Origin of the sequence: Peterkaempfera podocarpi (assembly GCF_042466665.1) — a bacterium.
In the GTDB taxonomy this organism is placed as follows: domain Bacteria; phylum Actinomycetota; class Actinomycetes; order Streptomycetales; family Streptomycetaceae; genus Peterkaempfera; species Peterkaempfera podocarpi.
Genome location: NZ_CP162102.1, coordinates 7,088,135 through 7,104,453, shown reverse-complemented (window position 1 = coordinate 7,104,453; position 16,319 = coordinate 7,088,135). Strand labels below are relative to the sequence as shown.

The 16,319-nt window shown below is 74.0% G+C and carries 16 protein-coding genes; 9 read left to right on the top strand and 7 right to left on the bottom strand.

The genetic code is table 11. The annotated features are described in order from the left end of the window. The first annotated feature begins 207 nt into the window (after positions 1-207). Complete coding sequence (locus AB0761_RS31245; RefSeq protein ID WP_377272527.1) at positions 208-1,017, top strand: DeoR/GlpR family DNA-binding transcription regulator; 810 nt, start codon at positions 208-210, stop codon at positions 1,015-1,017. Between the two features lie 339 nt (positions 1,018-1,356). Further along, positions 1,357-1,860, top strand: a complete 504-nt coding sequence (locus AB0761_RS31240; RefSeq protein ID WP_377272526.1) for an SRPBCC family protein — start codon at positions 1,357-1,359, stop codon at positions 1,858-1,860. Positions 1,861-1,897: 37 nt separating this feature from the next. Here AB0761_RS31240 and AB0761_RS31235 read toward each other — a convergent pair whose 3' ends face one another. Then, on the bottom strand, positions 1,898-3,028 hold the full coding sequence (locus AB0761_RS31235; RefSeq protein ID WP_377272525.1) for a PLP-dependent cysteine synthase family protein: 1,131 nt from the start codon (positions 3,026-3,028) through the stop codon (positions 1,898-1,900). 330 nt (positions 3,029-3,358) lie between these two features. Between AB0761_RS31235 and AB0761_RS31230 the strand changes: the two genes are divergently transcribed. The 5 genes from AB0761_RS31230 (at position 3,359) to AB0761_RS31210 (ending at position 7,342) form a co-directional block, all read left to right on the top strand. After that, positions 3,359-3,961 (top strand): ATP-binding protein, encoded by a 603-nt coding sequence (locus tag AB0761_RS31230; RefSeq protein WP_377272524.1) that lies wholly within the window; start codon positions 3,359-3,361, stop codon positions 3,959-3,961. Between the two features lie 340 nt (positions 3,962-4,301). Further along, positions 4,302-4,466 (top strand): 50S ribosomal protein L33, encoded by a 165-nt coding sequence (gene rpmG, locus AB0761_RS31225; protein ID WP_377272523.1) that lies wholly within the window; start codon positions 4,302-4,304, stop codon positions 4,464-4,466. A 188-nt stretch (positions 4,467-4,654) separates the two neighbouring features. Next, complete coding sequence (locus tag AB0761_RS31220) at positions 4,655-4,885, top strand: hypothetical protein (RefSeq protein WP_377272522.1); 231 nt, start codon at positions 4,655-4,657, stop codon at positions 4,883-4,885. Positions 4,886-5,005: 120 nt separating this feature from the next. After that, positions 5,006-6,019 carry a phosphotransferase family protein gene (locus AB0761_RS31215; protein ID WP_377272520.1) on the top strand — a complete coding sequence of 338 codons (1,014 nt, stop codon included), beginning with the start codon at positions 5,006-5,008 and terminating at the stop codon, positions 6,017-6,019. 54 nt (positions 6,020-6,073) lie between these two features. Then, positions 6,074-7,342 (top strand): peptidoglycan-binding protein, encoded by a 1,269-nt coding sequence (locus AB0761_RS31210; protein WP_377272519.1) that lies wholly within the window; start codon positions 6,074-6,076, stop codon positions 7,340-7,342. Positions 7,343-7,359: 17 nt separating this feature from the next. Here the strand turns inward: AB0761_RS31210 and AB0761_RS31205 are convergent, their stop codons facing one another. Beyond that, positions 7,360-8,610: an ROK family protein gene (locus AB0761_RS31205; protein ID WP_377272518.1), complete on the bottom strand. Its 1,251-nt coding sequence runs from the start codon at positions 8,608-8,610 to the stop codon at positions 7,360-7,362. Positions 8,611-8,636: 26 nt separating this feature from the next. Between AB0761_RS31205 and AB0761_RS31200 the strand changes: the two genes are divergently transcribed. Continuing rightward, positions 8,637-9,911, top strand: coding sequence for an MFS transporter (locus tag AB0761_RS31200; protein ID WP_377272517.1), 1,275 nt, complete (start codon positions 8,637-8,639; stop codon positions 9,909-9,911). Between the two features lie 144 nt (positions 9,912-10,055). On the opposite strand, the gene AB0761_RS31195 is transcribed toward AB0761_RS31200, so the two are convergent. Further along, complete coding sequence (locus AB0761_RS31195) at positions 10,056-10,841, bottom strand: DapH/DapD/GlmU-related protein (protein WP_377272516.1); 786 nt, start codon at positions 10,839-10,841, stop codon at positions 10,056-10,058. 100 nt (positions 10,842-10,941) lie between these two features. On the opposite strand from AB0761_RS31195, the gene AB0761_RS31190 reads away from it, so the two are divergent. Next, positions 10,942-11,709 (top strand): maleylpyruvate isomerase family mycothiol-dependent enzyme, encoded by a 768-nt coding sequence (locus tag AB0761_RS31190; RefSeq protein ID WP_377272515.1) that lies wholly within the window; start codon positions 10,942-10,944, stop codon positions 11,707-11,709. Between the two features lie 17 nt (positions 11,710-11,726). On the opposite strand, the gene AB0761_RS31185 is transcribed toward AB0761_RS31190, so the two are convergent. The 4 genes from AB0761_RS31185 to AB0761_RS31170 are packed head-to-tail and all read right to left on the bottom strand — an operon-like array spanning position 11,727 to position 16,094. After that, complete coding sequence (locus AB0761_RS31185; RefSeq protein ID WP_377272514.1) at positions 11,727-12,335, bottom strand: TetR/AcrR family transcriptional regulator; 609 nt, start codon at positions 12,333-12,335, stop codon at positions 11,727-11,729. Between the two features lie 37 nt (positions 12,336-12,372). Further along, the gene (locus tag AB0761_RS31180; RefSeq protein ID WP_377272513.1) at positions 12,373-13,146 is read right to left on the bottom strand and encodes an enoyl-CoA hydratase family protein; all 774 of its coding nucleotides are present in this window, start codon (positions 13,144-13,146) and stop codon (positions 12,373-12,375) included. After that, the gene (locus AB0761_RS31175) at positions 13,143-14,858 is read right to left on the bottom strand and encodes an AMP-binding protein (RefSeq protein ID WP_377272512.1); all 1,716 of its coding nucleotides are present in this window, start codon (positions 14,856-14,858) and stop codon (positions 13,143-13,145) included. The genes AB0761_RS31180 and AB0761_RS31175 overlap by 4 nt, the downstream gene beginning before the upstream one ends. 48 nt (positions 14,859-14,906) lie before the next feature. Further along, positions 14,907-16,094, bottom strand: coding sequence for an acyl-CoA dehydrogenase family protein (locus AB0761_RS31170; RefSeq protein ID WP_377272511.1), 1,188 nt, complete (start codon positions 16,092-16,094; stop codon positions 14,907-14,909). Positions 16,095-16,319: the final 225 nt, after the last annotated feature.

Genomic DNA, 16,319 nt, shown 5'->3' with positions numbered 1-16,319 from the left:
GCATGGCGGCGGGGCGGGCCGGGGGGCCGTGCCCGGTGCGGCCATGGTTCCGCCGGAATGCCGCGGTTACACGCTTCGCGTCCCAACCGCAACCGAACGGAGGGCGTGGATGACGTGCCGAGCGCTCACCCGACCGTGGCCGCCCCCTGGCGCGCGTGGGACGATGGGCCCGGCAACCGGGACGCAGCGAAAGGCGGGTCGGCCTCCTTGACCGAGAACAGCAACCTCCTGGCCGAACAGCGGCGGGCGCTGATCCTCGATGAGGTCCGGCGCCGCGGGGGCGTCCGCGTCAATGAGCTCACCCGCAGGCTCGGCGTCTCGGACATGACGATCCGCCGGGATCTGGACGCCCTGGCCCGGCAGGGTGCGGTGGAGAAGGTGCACGGCGGTGCGGTGCCGGTCGAGGAGGCCCGTACGCATGAGCCCGGCTTCGAGGCCAAGTCCTCGCTGGAGCTGTCCGCCAAGGAGGAGATCGCCCGGGCCGCGGCCCGGCTGGTCTCGCCGGGAAGCGCGGTGGCCCTCTCCGGCGGCACCACCACCTATGCCCTGGCGCACCGGCTGACCCAGGTGGAGAACCTCACCGTGGTGACCAACTCGGTGCGGGTCGCCGATGTCTTCGAGCGTGCGCTGCGGCAGGGCAGCGGGGCGGGTACCACGGTGGTCCTCACCGGCGGGGTGCGCACGCCGTCGGACTCCCTGGTGGGCCCGATCGCCGACCGGGCGATCCGCTCGCTCCACTTCGACCTGCTCTTCCTCGGCTGCCACGGCGTCTCTCCCGAGGCCGGTCTGTCCACGCCCAATCTGGCGGAGGCGGAGACCAATCGGAGCTTTGTGGCCTCCACCCGGCGGCTGGTGGTGGTGGCCGACCACACCAAGTGGGGCACGGTGGGCCTGTCGACGTTCGCCGCGCTGGACGAGGTGGACACCTGGGTCAGCGACCCGGGGCTGCCGGAGGAGGCGCGGGAGGCGGCCCGGGAGCATGTGCGGGAGCTGGTACTGGCCGGCGCGCCCGACTGAGCCTCCTCCGCCGCCGGAAGGCGCCCTCCCGGCGTGCACGGGTCCCGCGTACGATGGCGCCCGCGGCGTATCCCGGAGGGCCGGGGGCGGCCCGACGGTGTGCCGCGGGAGGGCGCGCCACGGCCGGTGCGGTGCATCGCAGGGCGGGAGGGAGGTCGACCTCGTACCGGGCTGCGCCCGTCGGTCCGGCGGGGCGCCGTGCACCGGCCGGCGGGAGGTGCCGGAGGGGTCCCGGGTGAGACCGGCGGGCTGCCGCACAGGGGTTGTCGCACCGGGGAGTCGTCGCACCGAGGAGTCGTCGCACCGAGGAGTTGTCGCACCAGCGGGAGGTGGTACGCGATGGCACGGCATCTGCGACCGGAGACACCGGAGTTCCTGGACCGCGCCCGGCTGCGGCTGTCCTTCTCCGCTGTGCTGGCGGGCTCCCCGGAGGCGGTCTTCCGGGAACTGGCCGAGGTGCCCGCCGGGTGGCCCCTCTGGTTCCGCCAGCTGTCCTCGGTGGAGTACCTGGGCGAACCGCCGCACGGGGAGGGCAGCTGCCGCCGGGTGGAACTCTCGGGGGGCGTGCGCATGGTGGAGACCGTGCTGGTCCAGGAGCCGCCCCGGCGATTCGTCTACCGGGTGGACGAAGCCGGCCTCCCGGGGCTGCTGGCGATGATGGAGGAGTGGCGGCTGTCGCCCTCTCCGTACGGCGGGACCCGGGTGCAGTGGACGACGGCGGTGGACGCCCGGCAGCCGCTGCGGGGGCTGTGGGGGGCGGCGCGCCCGCTGCTGGGACGGGCCTTCCAGCAGGCGGCCCGGCGGCTGGACGCACGGATAGCGGTGGGCACCCCGGCACGCTGACGGCCCGTCGTCACCGCGGGGGGTTCCCGGCCGCAGCTCAGCCGCCCCAGAGGCCGCCTGCCAGGAAGCCGTCCAGCCGGGCCCGGTAGGGGGCGATGTCGATGCCCTGCTCGGCGAGCCAGGCGTCGGAGTAGTACTTGTCCAGGTAGCGGTCCCCCGGGTCGCAGAGCAGGGTGACCAGGGAGCCGCGGCGGCCTGCCGCCCGCATCTCGGAGACGATCCGCAGTGCGCTCCACAGCCCGGTGCCGGTGGAGCCGCCGGCCCGGCGGCCGAGGACCGCCTCCAGGGTGCGGACGGCGGCGATGGAGGCGCCGTCGGGGACCTTCATCATCCGGTCGATGGCGCCGGGCACGAAGCTGGGCTCGACCCGGGGGCGGCCGATGCCCTCGATCCTCGACCCCTGGTCGCAGTGCGCACCCTGATCGCCCGTCACCCAGCCCTCGAAGAAACAGGAGTTCTCCGGGTCGGCGACGCAGATGCGGGTGTCGTACTGCTGGTAGCGGACATAACGGCCGATGGTGGCGGAGGTGCCGCCGGTGCCCGCGGTGGCGACGATCCAGGCGGGTTCGGGATAGCGCTCCATGCGCAGCTGGCTGTAGATCGACTCGGCGATGTTGTTGTTGCCCCGCCAGTCGGTGGCCCGTTCCGCATAGGTGAACTGGTCCATGTAGTGGCCGCCGGTCTCCTCAGCGAGCCGGGCGGAGACCTCGTAGACCGTACGGGGGTCGTCCACCAGGTGGCAGGTCCCGCCCTGGAACTCGATCAGGCTGATCTTCTCGCAGCTGGTGGTGCGGGGCATCACGGCGATGAAGGGCACACCGATCAGGCCCGCGAAGTAGGCCTCGGAGACGGCGGTGGAGCCGCTGGAGGCCTCGATCACGGGCTTGCCGGGGCGGATCCAGCCGTTGCACAGGCCGTACAGGAAGAGCGAGCGGGCCAGCCGGTGCTTGAGGCTGCCGGTGGGGTGGGTGGACTCGTCCTTGAGGTACAGGTCGATGCCCCACTCCTCGGGCAGCGGGAACCGCAGCAGATGGGTGTCGGCGGAGCGGTTGGCGTCGGCCTGGACCCTGCGCACGGCCTCCTTGAGCCAGCTGCGGTAGGCCTCGTCCGAACGGTCGACATCGACGGTGGCCGCCACTTCGCCGGGGGTCTGCTGCTGGTCCGCCATACCGCGGAGCCTCCTTGCGCCCTGAGGGTGAACGGCGCTCAGCGTAACAGGTGCTCACCATAAGTGACTGTTACGCCTTCTCCATGCGCCCCTTATGCCACCCCGGGTCCGCCGAACGGCGGGATGCGCCCCTGTGCACCGGCCCCCACCGGCCGGTTCGCGCCGTGCGCTCCCGGATGCAGCATCGCGCCCGCGTGTGCGCAAGTTGCGGAACCGGGCCGCCGGGGTGAGTCTGGACCACATCGCGTTCCGTCGCGACCCAGACACTCTGCGCGTTCGAGAGTCTCGAATCGCGCAGTCGGCCCCACCGATGGAGGGAGTCGTCGCGTCATGGAGGATCGGGTCAGGCATTACGAACTGCGGCTCGCCGCAGTCCCGAGCCGCTTTGAAGCGGTGCGCCGGATAACCGCGGCGCACCTGCGGTACTGGAAGTTCACGTCGCTGGTGGATTCGGCGCTGCTCGGGGTGACCGAGCTGCTGGCCAACGTCCACCAGCACGCCGCGGGCGGAGAGGAGTGCGTCCTGCGGCTGCGGGCCGCCCCCGACTGCCTGACGGTCTCCGTCCATGACGCCGATCCGACCCTGCCGGTCGCCCGCGAGGCCGAGGTGTGGGAGGTCAGCGGCAGAGGACTGGCCATCGTCGCGGCGCTCAGCAAGGAGTGGGGCGCCCAGGTGGAGCCGGACGGCTGCCTGGCCGGGAAGGTGGTCTGGTTCGCGCTCAGCGCCGACCCGGTCCGGCCCGAGCCGCTGCAGGCTCCGCAGGTACGCCGCACCCTCACCCGTCCGCGGCTCACCGTGGACCCGCTGCGGCCGTCCGCACCGCTGCGCACCGCCCCGCTGGTACTGCCCGGCGGCGGCCTGCTGGACGACGACGAGCACCGGGTGCCGGTACGCCCGGCGCGGGCCCGGCCGGTGGCCGTGCCGCGGCGCTGAGGGGGCGGGGAAACCGGCCACGGCCGGACGCACGCAGGGTGTCGGCAGCAGCGCGACGCCCTGCGGATCGCGTTCGACGGCGACACCCCGGGGGCGCACGGATCGACGGCGACCCGACGGCCACGGCCCGACGGCAACCACCCGACGGCAACGACCCGACGGAGACGACCCGACGGACACCCTGCACGGATGACCCCGGCGCGACGGCGGCCCCGGCCGCCTGATCGCACCGGGGCTTCTTGGCGCCGACCCGCACATCACCGGGGGATCACCCCGGCGCCGGAATGAAAACGACACCCATGTTGCTGAACGGGGCGGACTTCACCGAAGGGAGGCCCCCGTGGCCCGCAATGAGATCCGCCCGGTCGTCAGACTCCGCTCCACCGAAGGCACCGGCTACACCTATGTGACCCGCAAGAGCCGCCGCAACGATCCCGGCCGGCTGGAACTGCGCAAGTACGACGCCCTCGCGCGCCGGCACACGCTCTTCCGCGAGGAGCGCTAGCCGCGCGGGCCGGTCCGGCCCCTGCCGCACGGGAGCCGCCCATCGTGGGGAGCGATGGGCGGCTCCCGTTCATACGACGGCAATCGACATAGAAGAATGTCCATCAGAGGGTCACCGCCCTGCAAAACGCATGTCACAACCGGCTGGCAGCCTTTGAGTCGAAGGATGACTCAGAGAGAGGGAATGCCATGAGGGAGCTCAGCCTGTTCCTGGCAGCCGTTGCCCAGCTGTCGCCCACCGACACCGACACCGGAGCCGGAGCGCCGCCCCGCATCCCCGGCCACGAGGCGGACCGGCTGGCGAGCATGGGCACCGCCCACCCCGAACGCAGCAACCGCCCGCAGCGCCCGGCCTCCGGGCGGGACGGGCGGTGGCGGCGGTTCGGTGTCCGCCCCGCCACCGCCGCTTCGCCGTCCTAGGGACCGGCCGGCCGGAACCGGAAAGGCCGAACTTGTGGGAGCGCTCTCACGCGGAGTTCGATACCCTCCTGACGTCCGCCTCGCATCCGCAGTGACGGACGCCGGGAGGGAGCAGGACCCATGGAGAGCCTCACCAAGCGCAGACCGCCGAGAACGCAGCTCCAGGCATGGCTGCACAGCGCCCTGGGTCCGGATGCGGGGCTGGTCGAGTACACCGAGTGCACCGACGGCTGGTTCAACACCGTCTATGCGGTCACCCTGACCGACGGCCGCGAAGCCGTCGTCAAGGTGGCTCCCCCCGCGGGGATGAAGCTGATGCGCTACGAGGGCGACCTGCTGTACGCGGAGGACCACTTCTACCGGCAGGCCGCCGGCAGTGGCATGCCGCAGCCGGCTCTGCTGCACACCGACCTCGACGAGGGGTTCCTGCTGCTGGAGCGGCTCCGCGGCACCCCGCTGGACAAGGTGGCCGGCGCGATGGCGCCCGAGGCACTGGCCGGAGTGCGGCACCAGGTGGGCGCCGCGGCCGCCCGGCTGCACCGCGTCACCGGCCCGGCCTTCGGCTACATCCGGCGTGACGGCCGCACCCGCTCGCAGAGCTGGCGAACCTCGTTCCTGGCCATCATCGACGACGTCCTCGCCGATGCCACCGAGCTGAACACCGAACTGCCCGCCGCTCCCGACCGCATCGGGGCCCTGATCCACCGTCACGCCGATGTGCTGGACGAGGTGGAGCGCCCGGCCCTGATCCACTTCGACCTCTGGGACGGCAATGCCTTCGTCCTGGAACAGCCGGACGGCTCCTGGCAGTTGGAGGGCGCGATCGACGGTGAGCGCGCCCTCTACGGCGATCCGCTCGCCGAGCTGGTCTCCCTGGCCATCTTCGCCGAACCGGAGGACTCCCCCGGCCTGCTTGAGGGCTATGCCGAGGCGGCCGGTGCGCCGCTGCGGCTGGACGCGGCCGGCCGCCGGCGGCTCACCCTCTACCGGATCTATCTGGACCTGATCCTGGCCACCGAGGGCGCCACCCGCGGGTACGGGGAGGAGCACGACGGACTGCGGCGCCTCGCACTGGAGAAGCTGGACGCGGAACTCGGCCTGCTGGGCGGCGTGGCGACACACTCCAGCAATTAGTACTACTTCGTCCGATTCTGACTAGAGTGAGCCTCCCGGACAAGGGGAGGCATCATGTCGACCACGCTCACGTTCCATGACGTTCCGTCAGCCGTCGGCTGCGAGTGCCCGTCATGCAGTGCGGTGGAGCTGGCCAGGACCGTACGCCGGCTGCGCCTGGTCCGGCCGGGCCGCGGACCGGCCCGCACCCCGCAGCGGACGGTGGTCGCCGTCGCCGCCGCCGGGAGCGCGCTGGCGGCCGCGGGCAGCGCCCAGGCCGCCCAGGGCGCGGCGGTGAGTGCGGCACCCGCTGCCGCACCCGCCGCACTGCCCGGGGCCACCGCACTGCCCGGCCACTCGACAGCGGTGGCCTGGACCGGCCGCCACGCCAAGGCCCGGCACACCGCCATCGCGCTGGACCTGACCCGCGCCGAGATCGTCGCCCGCGCCGCACGGTGGGTCGACTCCCGCATCCCCTACAGCCGGTCCCGCTTCCACGACGGCTACCGCACCGACTGCTCCGGCTTTGTCTCCATGGCCTGGGGTCTGGCCGACAACGCCTGGACGGGCAACCTCGCCGACTTCGCGGTGCCCATCTCCAAGGACGACCTGGCCGAGGGCGACATCCTGCTCTTCCACAACCCGGCCGCCCCGGCACGCGGCTCCCATGTGGTGCTCTTCGACCACTGGGCGAACCGCTCCCACACCGCCTATGTGGGCTACGAGCAGTCCCCGCCGCACACCCTGCGCCGGACCATCCCCTACGGCTACTTCACCCACCGCTCTCAGTACCGGGCCTACCGCTACCGGCATCTGGTGTCCGGCGACGCCGACGGCAGCTCCTTCCCCGGGGTCGACGCCTTCGGGCCCGGCACCGTCAACTCCTGGGTGACCAGGCTGGGCACCATGCTGATGGCGCGCGGCGGCAGCCGCTTCTACACCGACGGCCCCGGCCCGGAGTGGGGCGACGCCGACGCCTCGGCCACCCGAGCGTTCCAGCAGGCCCAGGGCTGGGAGGGCGCGGAGGCCGACGGGCTGCCCGGTCCCCACACCTGGCGGCTGCTGGTCACCGGCGCCGGGCGGGACATCCCGGCCGACGACAGCGTCGAGGACTTCCCCGGAGTCGACGACTTCACCCCGGGCACGGCCAGCGACCCGGTGCTCGCCATGGGGCAGCAGTTGGTGGCCCGCGGTTTTGCGGACCACTACCGGATCGGCCCCACACCGGTCTGGACGGAGGCCGACCGGCGGAACATCCAGGACTTCCAGCGGGCCCAGGGCTGGCACGGCGACGAGGCCGACGGCTATCCCGGTCCCCGGACCTGGCAGTTGCTCTTCGACTGAGCCCGCCGCGCGGGAGGTCAGCCGGCCACCGCGCTCTGGGGGTCGTCGAGGAAGGGCTGCCAGGCCAGTTCGGCGGCCCCGGTGAGATCGGGTCGCGCCAGGGCGGCGGGCAGGACGGGGACTCCGGCGCTGCGGCCCCACAGGCTGCGCTCCGCGACCACGGCGGGCAGCAGCTGCGGTGCTGCGGTGAGCAGGTCCAGATGGATGCCGCCGAGCACGATCCGGTCGGGGTTGAGGATGTTGACCATCCCGGCCAGCCCCGCACCGAGGCGCTCCGCCACCCGGTCCACGGCTGCCCGGGCCGCCGGGTCGTGGGCGGCGGCCCGGGTGACGGCCCGGGCGCGCTCCAGCAGCGGCTCGCCGGGGGCCGGGGTGATCCCGGCGGCGGCCAGCAGGGCGGGCGGGTCCGCCTCGACGTCCAGGCAGCCGCGACGTCCGCAGGGGCAGGGGCGGCCCCGGGGGTCGACGGTGAGCTGCCCCACCTCCAGGGCCAGCCCGTCGCTGCCGGTGTGCAGCCGGCCGTCGACCACCAGCGCACCGCCGACGCCCCGGTGGCCGGAGGTGACATAGAGCAGATGGCGGGCGCCGCAGCCGGCCCCGTGCCGGTGCTCCGCGAGGGCGGCCAGGTTGGCGTCGTTGGCGACGGCGGTGGGCAGCGGGAAACCCGCGGAGGGGAAGGCCCTGGCGACGGCGGCGGCGAAGAGGTCCCGTACCGGGGTGCCGCTCGGCCAGTCCAGATACATGGCGGCGAACGCCCGGCCGTCGGAGGTGGTGACGGGCGTCGGTACGGCCAGGGCGGCGCCCAGGCAGCGGCGGGGGGAGGCGGCCACCAGGCGTGCGCCGGCCTCGGCCACCGCGCGCAGCAGCCCTTCGGGGTCGGCGGGGCTGGGCAGCGGATGGTCGACCGGTTCGCCGAGCGTGCCGCCGAGACCGGCCAGGGCGACGCTGAAACCGTCCGCGTGGATCTGCGCGGCCAGCACCACCGGGCCGCCGGGGGCGACGGCGAGGCGGTGCGAGGGGCGGCCGCGGCCGCTGCCGGCCGGGCGGGAGTCCACCGCGACCAGTCCCAGCGCCTCCAGTTCGGCGGCGATCGCCCCGGCGGTGGCCCGGGTGACCGCCAGCTCCGAGGTGAGCGCGGACCGGGTGGGGGCCCGGCCGGAGTGGATCAGCGCCAGTGCGGGTCCCAGCAGAGTGCGCCCCCGGTCCAGGGCGGGCCGGGCCGCAGCCCGGTTTCGGCCGGGGATCTGCGGCGCGCGGCTTGTCGGCATGTGCGGCACACCCCTATTCTGCATTTGTGCCGCTACTCAACAAAATACCCCGCCCGGAACCCGACCCCGCGCGGCGCACCTTCCGCCGCCGCGCCCGATCCCTTCCCGCCACCGCCGACGCGCCGCCCCTCCCCTCGGCACCGAGGACACCCGCCTGGTCCCCGCTGCGGCTGGCGCTCACCGCGTTCTTCGCCACCGACGGCTTCCTCTTCGCCGGCTGGGTGGTGCGCGTCCCGGCCGTCAAGGCCCAGGTGCACGCCTCCCCGGGCGCCCTCGGCCTGGCGCTGCTCTGCATCTCCGCGGGTGCCGTGGGCACCATGGCCGTGGTGGGCCGGCTCTGCGTGCGCTACGGCAACCACCCCGTCACCGTCGGCACCGGACTGATGCTCAGCGTGGGGGTGGCGCTGCCCGCGTACGCCCACTCGATGGCCGCGCTGAGCGCCGCGCTGCTCTTCTTCGGCGCGGGGTACGGCGCCCTGAACGTGGCCATGAACAGCGCCGCCGTCGATGTGGTCACCGCACTGCGACGCCCCGTCATGCCGACCTTCCACGCCGCCTACAGCCTGGGCGGGCTCTGCGGAGCCGGGATCGGCGGACTGCTGGCCGCCCGGCTGACCACCGCCTGGCATCTGGGCCTCACCGCGGCGCTGGGCGCCGTCGTCACGGTCGTCGCCGGCGTCGTCCTGCTGCGCGCCCCGGCAGCGGTCCGCCCCCACCCGCAGGCGGAGTCGCCCACCGCCGCCCGGCCGCACAGCCGCCAGATCACCGTGCTGGTGGTGCTGCTGGGGCTCACCGCGCTGTGCAGCTCCTACGGCGAGGGCGCACTCGGCGACTGGGCCGCCCTGCACCTCACCGACGACCTGCACACCACCACGGGTCTGGCCGCGGCCGGCTACGGAGCCTTCGCCTTCGCCATGACGGCGGGTCGGCTGGGCGGCACCTGGATGTCGATGCGGCTCGGCCAGACCAGGGTGATGGCCGGCGGCGGAATGCTCGCCTGCGGCGGCATGCTGATGGCCGCGCTGGCCCCGGCAGTACCGGTGGTGCTGGCCGGATTCGTGCTGGTGGGCCTGGGGCTGGCCAATATGTTCCCGCTGGCCATCGCCAGGGCCGGCATCCTGGCCGGGCCGCAGGGCGTGGCGACGGCCTCCACGCTCGGCTATGCGGGCATGCTGATCGGCCCTCCGGTGATCGGCTTCCTCGCCGACGGCCTCGGCCTGCCCACGGCGCTCACCACCGTGGCGGCATTGGCCGCGGTCTCCGGGGCCATCGCGGTCGGCACGGACCGCCGCCGCGGCTGACGGACCCCCAGCCGGTGCTCCGGGCAGCGGCGCCCCCGGGGCCGAGGAGGGGCGGGGGCCACGGCGCTCCCGGGGCCGGGCGGCACGGGGAATCCGCCGCGGACGTCCCGTCCTCCGGCCGGGGCCGGGGCCGGGGCCGGGAGGTCAGGGCGCGGCGGTGGGGTCCGCGGTTCCCGTCGGCGGCTCCTCGGGCAGATGCAGATCCCAGCCCACCAGGGCTCGCAGCTGCTCGGCGGTGACGCCGTCCGGCACCGGGCGGGGGGCCGGTGTGCGGATCGGCGGCTCCCAGCCGTCCTCCGGGGTCCAGCGGCGGACGACCTTGGCGGGCGCCCCGGCGACCACACTGTGGTCGGGGACCTCCCCGCGCACCACGGCCCCCGCGGCGACCACCACATTGCGCCCGATGCGGGACCCCGGCAGGATCACCGCGCCGGTGCCGATCCAGCTGCCCGAGCCGATCTCCACCGGCTCGTTGCGCGGCCACTGCTTGCCGATCGGCAGCTGCGGGTCGCGGTACTCATGGCCCTGGTCGGTGATGTAGACCCGGGGTCCGGTCCAGACGTCGTCGCCGATCACGATCGACTGGTGGCCGACGATATGGCTCTCCCGGCCGATCACACAGCCGCCGCCGATCCGAACGATCGGCTCGGGCCCGAGATCCAGGCCGGGCAGGAAGCCCGCCGACAGGGTCACCTGCTCGCCCACGATGCAGAACGGCCCCAGATGGATCCAGCCCTCGTTGAAGACCGTGCCCAGGGGAAAGGCCAGCCTGGTGCCGTCGCCGAGGCTGCCGAAGCGGTACGGCCCGGGCCGGTCGGCGGAGACCGCTCCGTGCTCCTGCACCCAGCGCCATCCGCGGTGCACGAGCCTGCCGACGGCACGGCGGCGGCGGTCCCGGACGGCGGAGAGCAGCGAGCGCGGAGAGGGCATGGCCACACCGTAGCCGCCGCCGAAGGGCTGTGATCAGCCAGGGGAGCAACGTCACACCCCCGGGTGCACACCGGTGGCCGCGCACCGGCACACTCCCCGTATGGAGATCGCCCACCACATCGAAGCCCTGCGCCAGGAAGGGCGGTTGCTCGCCCGGGCGGCCGCCGGGACCCCCTGGGACGTGCCCGTGCCCACCTGCCCCGACTGGCGGTTGCGGGACCTGGTGCACCACACCGGCTCTGTGCACCGCTGGGCCGCCGCGCATGTCGCCCAGGGCCGCACCGAGCCGCTGGACGAGGCCGGGAGCGAGGCGGCCTGGGGGCCGAAGCCCGGCGACGAGGCCCTGCTGGACTGGTTCCGGGAGGGTCATGAGCGGCTGGTCGCGACCCTGGAGGAGGCACCCGCCGACCTGGCGTGCTGGTCCTTCCTGCCCGCGCCGTCGCCGCTGGCCTTCTGGGCGCGGCGGCAGGCCCATGAGACCGCGGTGCACCGGATGGACGCCGAGGCCGCGGCAGGGTCCGCGCTCAGCACCGTGGCGGATGCCTTCGCCGCGGACGGCATCGACGAGCTGCTCCGCGGGTTCCTGGTGCGCCCCGTCTCCCGGCTGCGCTCCGACCGGCCGCGGGCGCTGCTGGTACGGATCACCGACGCGCCCGGCGGCAGGAGCGACCTGACGGTGTCGATCAGCGACGGGCCGGTGGTGGTCCGCCGGGAGGCCGGTCCGGCCGACTGCACCGTCAGCGGCCGTGCCGGAGACCTCTATCCGGCGCTGTGGAACCGGCTGCCCACCGGTCCCGAGCACGGGATCGAGGTCACCGGGGACCGGTCGCTGCTGGAGCTGTGGGGCGGGACCGCGCAGATCCGCTGAGGCTGAGCGGCGGACGGTCAGCCCAGGACGCCGTCCAGGATGCGGGCCCACTGGCGGACCACCCCGGCCCGCCGGGCCCCGTCGTCGGTGAGCAGATTGGCCAGGCCGAGGCCGCGGGCCATGTCCAGGGTGGCCTGCACGGTCTCCCGCACGCCGGGGGCGCGTTCGTCGACGCCGAGGAATTCCACGGCGGCGCGGTGCGCCTCCCGGCCGACCCGGTTCTCCAGGGCGATGATCCGCGCCCGCAGCGGCTCCTCGCGGGCGGCGGCCACCCACAGATGGAGGGCGGCGCGGAACAGCTCCCCCGTGTACATCCGCACGATGACCTCCACCACGGTCTCGGTGCGGGGGGTGTCGCCCTGGGCCTCGGGCGACAGCTGCTCGCGTACGTCCGCGAGCAGCTGGTCGGCGACATGCTCCACGGCGGCGGTGAACAGGTCCTCCCTGGTGGGGAAGTGGTGCTGGGCCGCGCCGCGGGAGACCCCGGCGCGCTCCGCGACCACGGACACGGTGCTGCCCGCCCACCCGTAGGCGGCCAGGCAGTCCACGGCGGCCTCCAGCAGCCGGCGGCGGGTGGCGCGGCTGCGGTCCTGCTGCGGCATGCGGGAGGCCGCCTGGATCGTCATGGGGTGGGGATGCTCCTTGTCGTACTGCGGGGGCCGGTCAGCGGGCCCAGGAGGGCGGTCGGCGTTCCAGGAAGGCGGTCATGCCCTCGCGGGCCTCGGCGCTGCCGAAGAGCAGCGCCGACTGGGCGACCCGGTCCTCGCCGTCCTGGTCGAAGGAGCGCAGCACATCGGCGGCGACCAGCCGCTTGGACTCGGCCAGGCCTTGCGGGGAGGCCAGGCGCAGCGCCTCCAGGATCGGCTCCAGGGCCGCGCCGGTGTCTTCGGCGGCGACGGTGACCAGGCCGATCCGCATGGCCTCGGCGGCGTCGAAGGTCTCGCCGGTGAGGTAGTAGCGGGAGGCCGCGCGCGGGTCGAGCCTGGGCCGCAGCGGCAGCGAGATCACCGCCGGGGCGAGGCCCAGGCGGACCTCGGTGAAGGCGAAGGTGGCGGCGGGGCCGGCCACCGCGATGTCGCACGCCCCGAGCAGCCCCAGGCCGCCTGCCCGGACATGCCCGTCGGCGCGGGCGACCACGGGTTTGGGACACTCCACCACGGCCCGCAGGATCTGCACCAGCCGGCGGGGGCCAGCCGTGGGGTCCCCGGTGGTGGCCTCGGAGAGGTCGGCCCCGGCGCAGAAGACCTTGCCGGTGTGTGGTGAGAGGACCACGGCACGCACCGCCGGGTCCTTGGCGGCCTCGGCGAGGCCCTGCTCCAGCTCGGCCATCAGCCGGGTGGAGAGGGCGTTGCGGTTGTGCGGGGAGTCCAGGGTGAGGGTGGCGACCGCCCCCTCGACCGCGAAGCGGACGAGGGGGGCGGCGGTGGGGTCGGTCATCGCGTGGGGCCTTCTTCCGGGCCGGCTCCGTTGCCGGCGTGCATGGGCGTCTGGGTGGCGGGGTCCGGGGTCGCGGGGGTCCCGGCCGGTGCGGGGCGGGAGCGCTCGAGGTCCCGCAGCCGGCGGCGGAGGATCTTGCCGGCCGCCGACTTGGGGACGGCGTCCAGGAACTCCACGGCACGCACCTTCTTGTACGGGGCGACCTGCCCGGCCACATGGTCGATCACCTGCTGGGGGGTGAGGCTACTCCCCGGTGCCGGGACCACGAACGCCTTGGGTACCTCTCCGCCGTCCGCTCCGGTCACACCGATCACGGCGGCGTCCGCGATGCCGGGGTGGGCGAGCAGCACCGCCTCCAGCTCGGCGGGGGCCACCTGGTAGCCCTTGTACTTGATCAGTTCCTTGACCCGGTCGACGATGTGCAGATAGCCGCGGTCGTCGACACAGCCGATGTCGCCGGTGTGCAGCCAGCCCTCCTCGTCGATCATCGCGTCGGTCTCGGTGCGGCGCCCGAAGTAGCCGCGCATCACCTGCGGGCCGCGGATCAGCAGCTCTCCGGGCTCCCCCGCGGGCAGATCCTTGCCCGCGGCCCCGGGGCCGTCGGCGTCGGTGTCGGCGTCGGCGTCGACCGAGACCACCCGCATCTCGGTGCCGGCGATCAGCCGGCCGACCGCGCCGGGCGGCGGCGCGGGGTCGCTGCGCGGCACCAGGTGGGTGGCGGGCGACAGTTCGGTCATCCCGTAGGCCTGGCGTACCGCGTCGATGCCGAGGCGGCGGGCGCAGAGCGCGGCCAGGTCGGCGTCGAGCGGGGCGGCGGCGGACAGGACGTACTCCAGCGAGGAGAGGTCGTAGCGGTCCACGGCGGGATGCTTGGCGAGCGCCAGCACCATCGGCGGTGCGGCATAGACGCCCTGGATCCGGTGGTCCTGGAGGGTCTGCAGGAACTGCTCCAGGTCGAAGCGGGGCAGCACCACCACGGTGGCGCCGCCGCGCAGCGGATGGTTCATCAGCGCGGTGAGGCCGTAGATGTGGAAGAACGGCAGCACCGCGATGATCCGCTCGCCCTCGCCGGGCCGGTGCACGGCGTCGAGCTGGGCGAGGTTGGTGGCGATGTTGCGATGGGTGAGCATCACGCCCTTGGCGGTGCCGGTGGTGCCGCTGGAGTAGGGCAGCACCGCGATGTCGGTGGCGGGTTCTATGGTGGGCGTCGGTTCGGGTGCGGTGGAGGCGGCCAGGTCGAGCAGTGAGGGGTGGCCCTCGGCGCGGTCGCAGGTGAAGATGGAGCGGATCGGGGCGGGGGTGTCGGCGACGGCTGCGGCCGCCTCCAGGGCGGTGGGGAGGAAGGGGGAGACCGTGATGATCCAGCGGGCGCCGCTGTCGCGCAGCTGCGCGGCGAGCTCCCCGGGGGTCGCCAGGGAGCTGACGGTGGTGACAGTGGCTCCGGCCCGGGTGGCGGCGTAGAAGGCCACCGGGTAGGCGATGGTGTTGGGGCTGTGCAGGGCGATCACATCGCCGGGGGCCACGCCGGCCTCGGCGAGCCCGGCGGCGGTGCGACGGGTGGCGGCGTCGAGCTGCGCATGGCTCAGACGCTGTCCGGTGATCCCGTCGACCAGGGCCGCCAGGTCGCCGCGGGCGGCCGCGCCGCCCAGCACCGCGTCATGGATGGGCAGGTCGAGCAGGGGGACGTCGGGGTAGTCGCTGCGGAACACCATGGGGGACCCTCCGGATGGGAGCCGGCTGTGCCTGTCGGTGCCTGCCGGTCAGTACGACTTTGGGAGAGCGAGGGTGTGCTGGGCAACAAAGTTGAGAATCATCTCGCGGCTCACCGGGGCGACCCGGCCGACCCGGGAGGCGGTCAGCAGCGCGGCGAGGCCGTACTCCTGGGTGAGGCCGTTGCCGCCGAGGGTGTGCACGGCCTGGTCGACGGCGCGGGCGCTTGCCTCACCGGCGGCGTACTTGGCCATGTTGGCGGCCTCGCCGGCGCCCGCGTCGTCGCCGCAGTCGTAGAGGTGGGCGGCTTTCTGCATCATCAGCCGGGCCAGCTCCAGGTCGATCCGGCACTGGGCGAGCGGGTGGGCGATGCCCTGGTGGGCGCCGATGGGGGTCTGCCACACGGTGCGGTCCCTGGCGTAGTCGACCGCCTTCGCCAGGGCGTGCCTGCCGATGCCCACGGCGAAGGCCGCGGCCATGATGCGCTCGGGGTTGAGTCCGGCGAAGAGCTGGAGCAGGCCGCTGTCCTGATCCCCGATCAGGGCGTCGGCGGGGAGGGCCACATCGTCCAGGAAGACCTGGTACTGGTGCTCCGAGGAGACGATCTCCATGGGGATGCGGCGGTACTCCAGGCCGGGTGCGTCCACCGGGACGGCGAAGAGGGCCGGCTTGAGCTTCCCGGTGCGGGCGTCCTCGGTGCGGCCGACGACCATGATGGCGTCGGAGCCCTCGATCCCGGAGATGAAGACCTTGCGGCCGTTCAGCCGCCAGCCGTCGGGGGTGCGGCGGCCGACGGTGGCCAGCCGGTGCGCATTGGACCCGGCGTCGGGCTCGGTGATGGCGAAGGCCATGCGCAGGGTGCCGTCGGCGAAGCCCGGCAGCCAGTGGCCGCGCTGCTCCTCCGTACCGAAGCGGGCGATGATGGAGCCGCAGATGGCGGGGGTGACCACCAGCATCAGCAGCGGGCAGCCGGCGGCGCCCAGCTCCTCCAGGACGATGGAGAGCTCATAGCAGCCGGCGCCCCCGCCGCCGTACTCGGCGGGCAGATTGACGCCCAGGAAGCCCAGCTTGCCCGCCTCGCGCCAGAGTTCGTCGGTGCGCTCGCCGGACCGCGCCTTGGTGAGGAAGTACTCCAGTCCGTAGCGGCGGCCGAGGTCGGAGACCGCACGGCGGAGTGCTCGGCGTTCCTCGGACTCGCTGAAGGCGGACTCCTGGAAGGTGGTGCGCTGGGCGGTCATTCCGTGTTCCCTTCGACTACGGCGGGCTCTGCCCGCACGGACCGTGGGCTGCGGATCACCGGCGGGCCCGGGGAAGCGGGCCGGCGGGTCGTCCTTGGCCGGGCACCCGGTTCCCGGCGCCACGGGGGAGGCGCCGGGCAGCTGCCCGCCGGGGGTCAGGGCTGGTGCCGCCCCCGCCGACGTTTGCCTTCCCCCAGCCTGGCGGCCGGGAGGTGCCCCCACGCC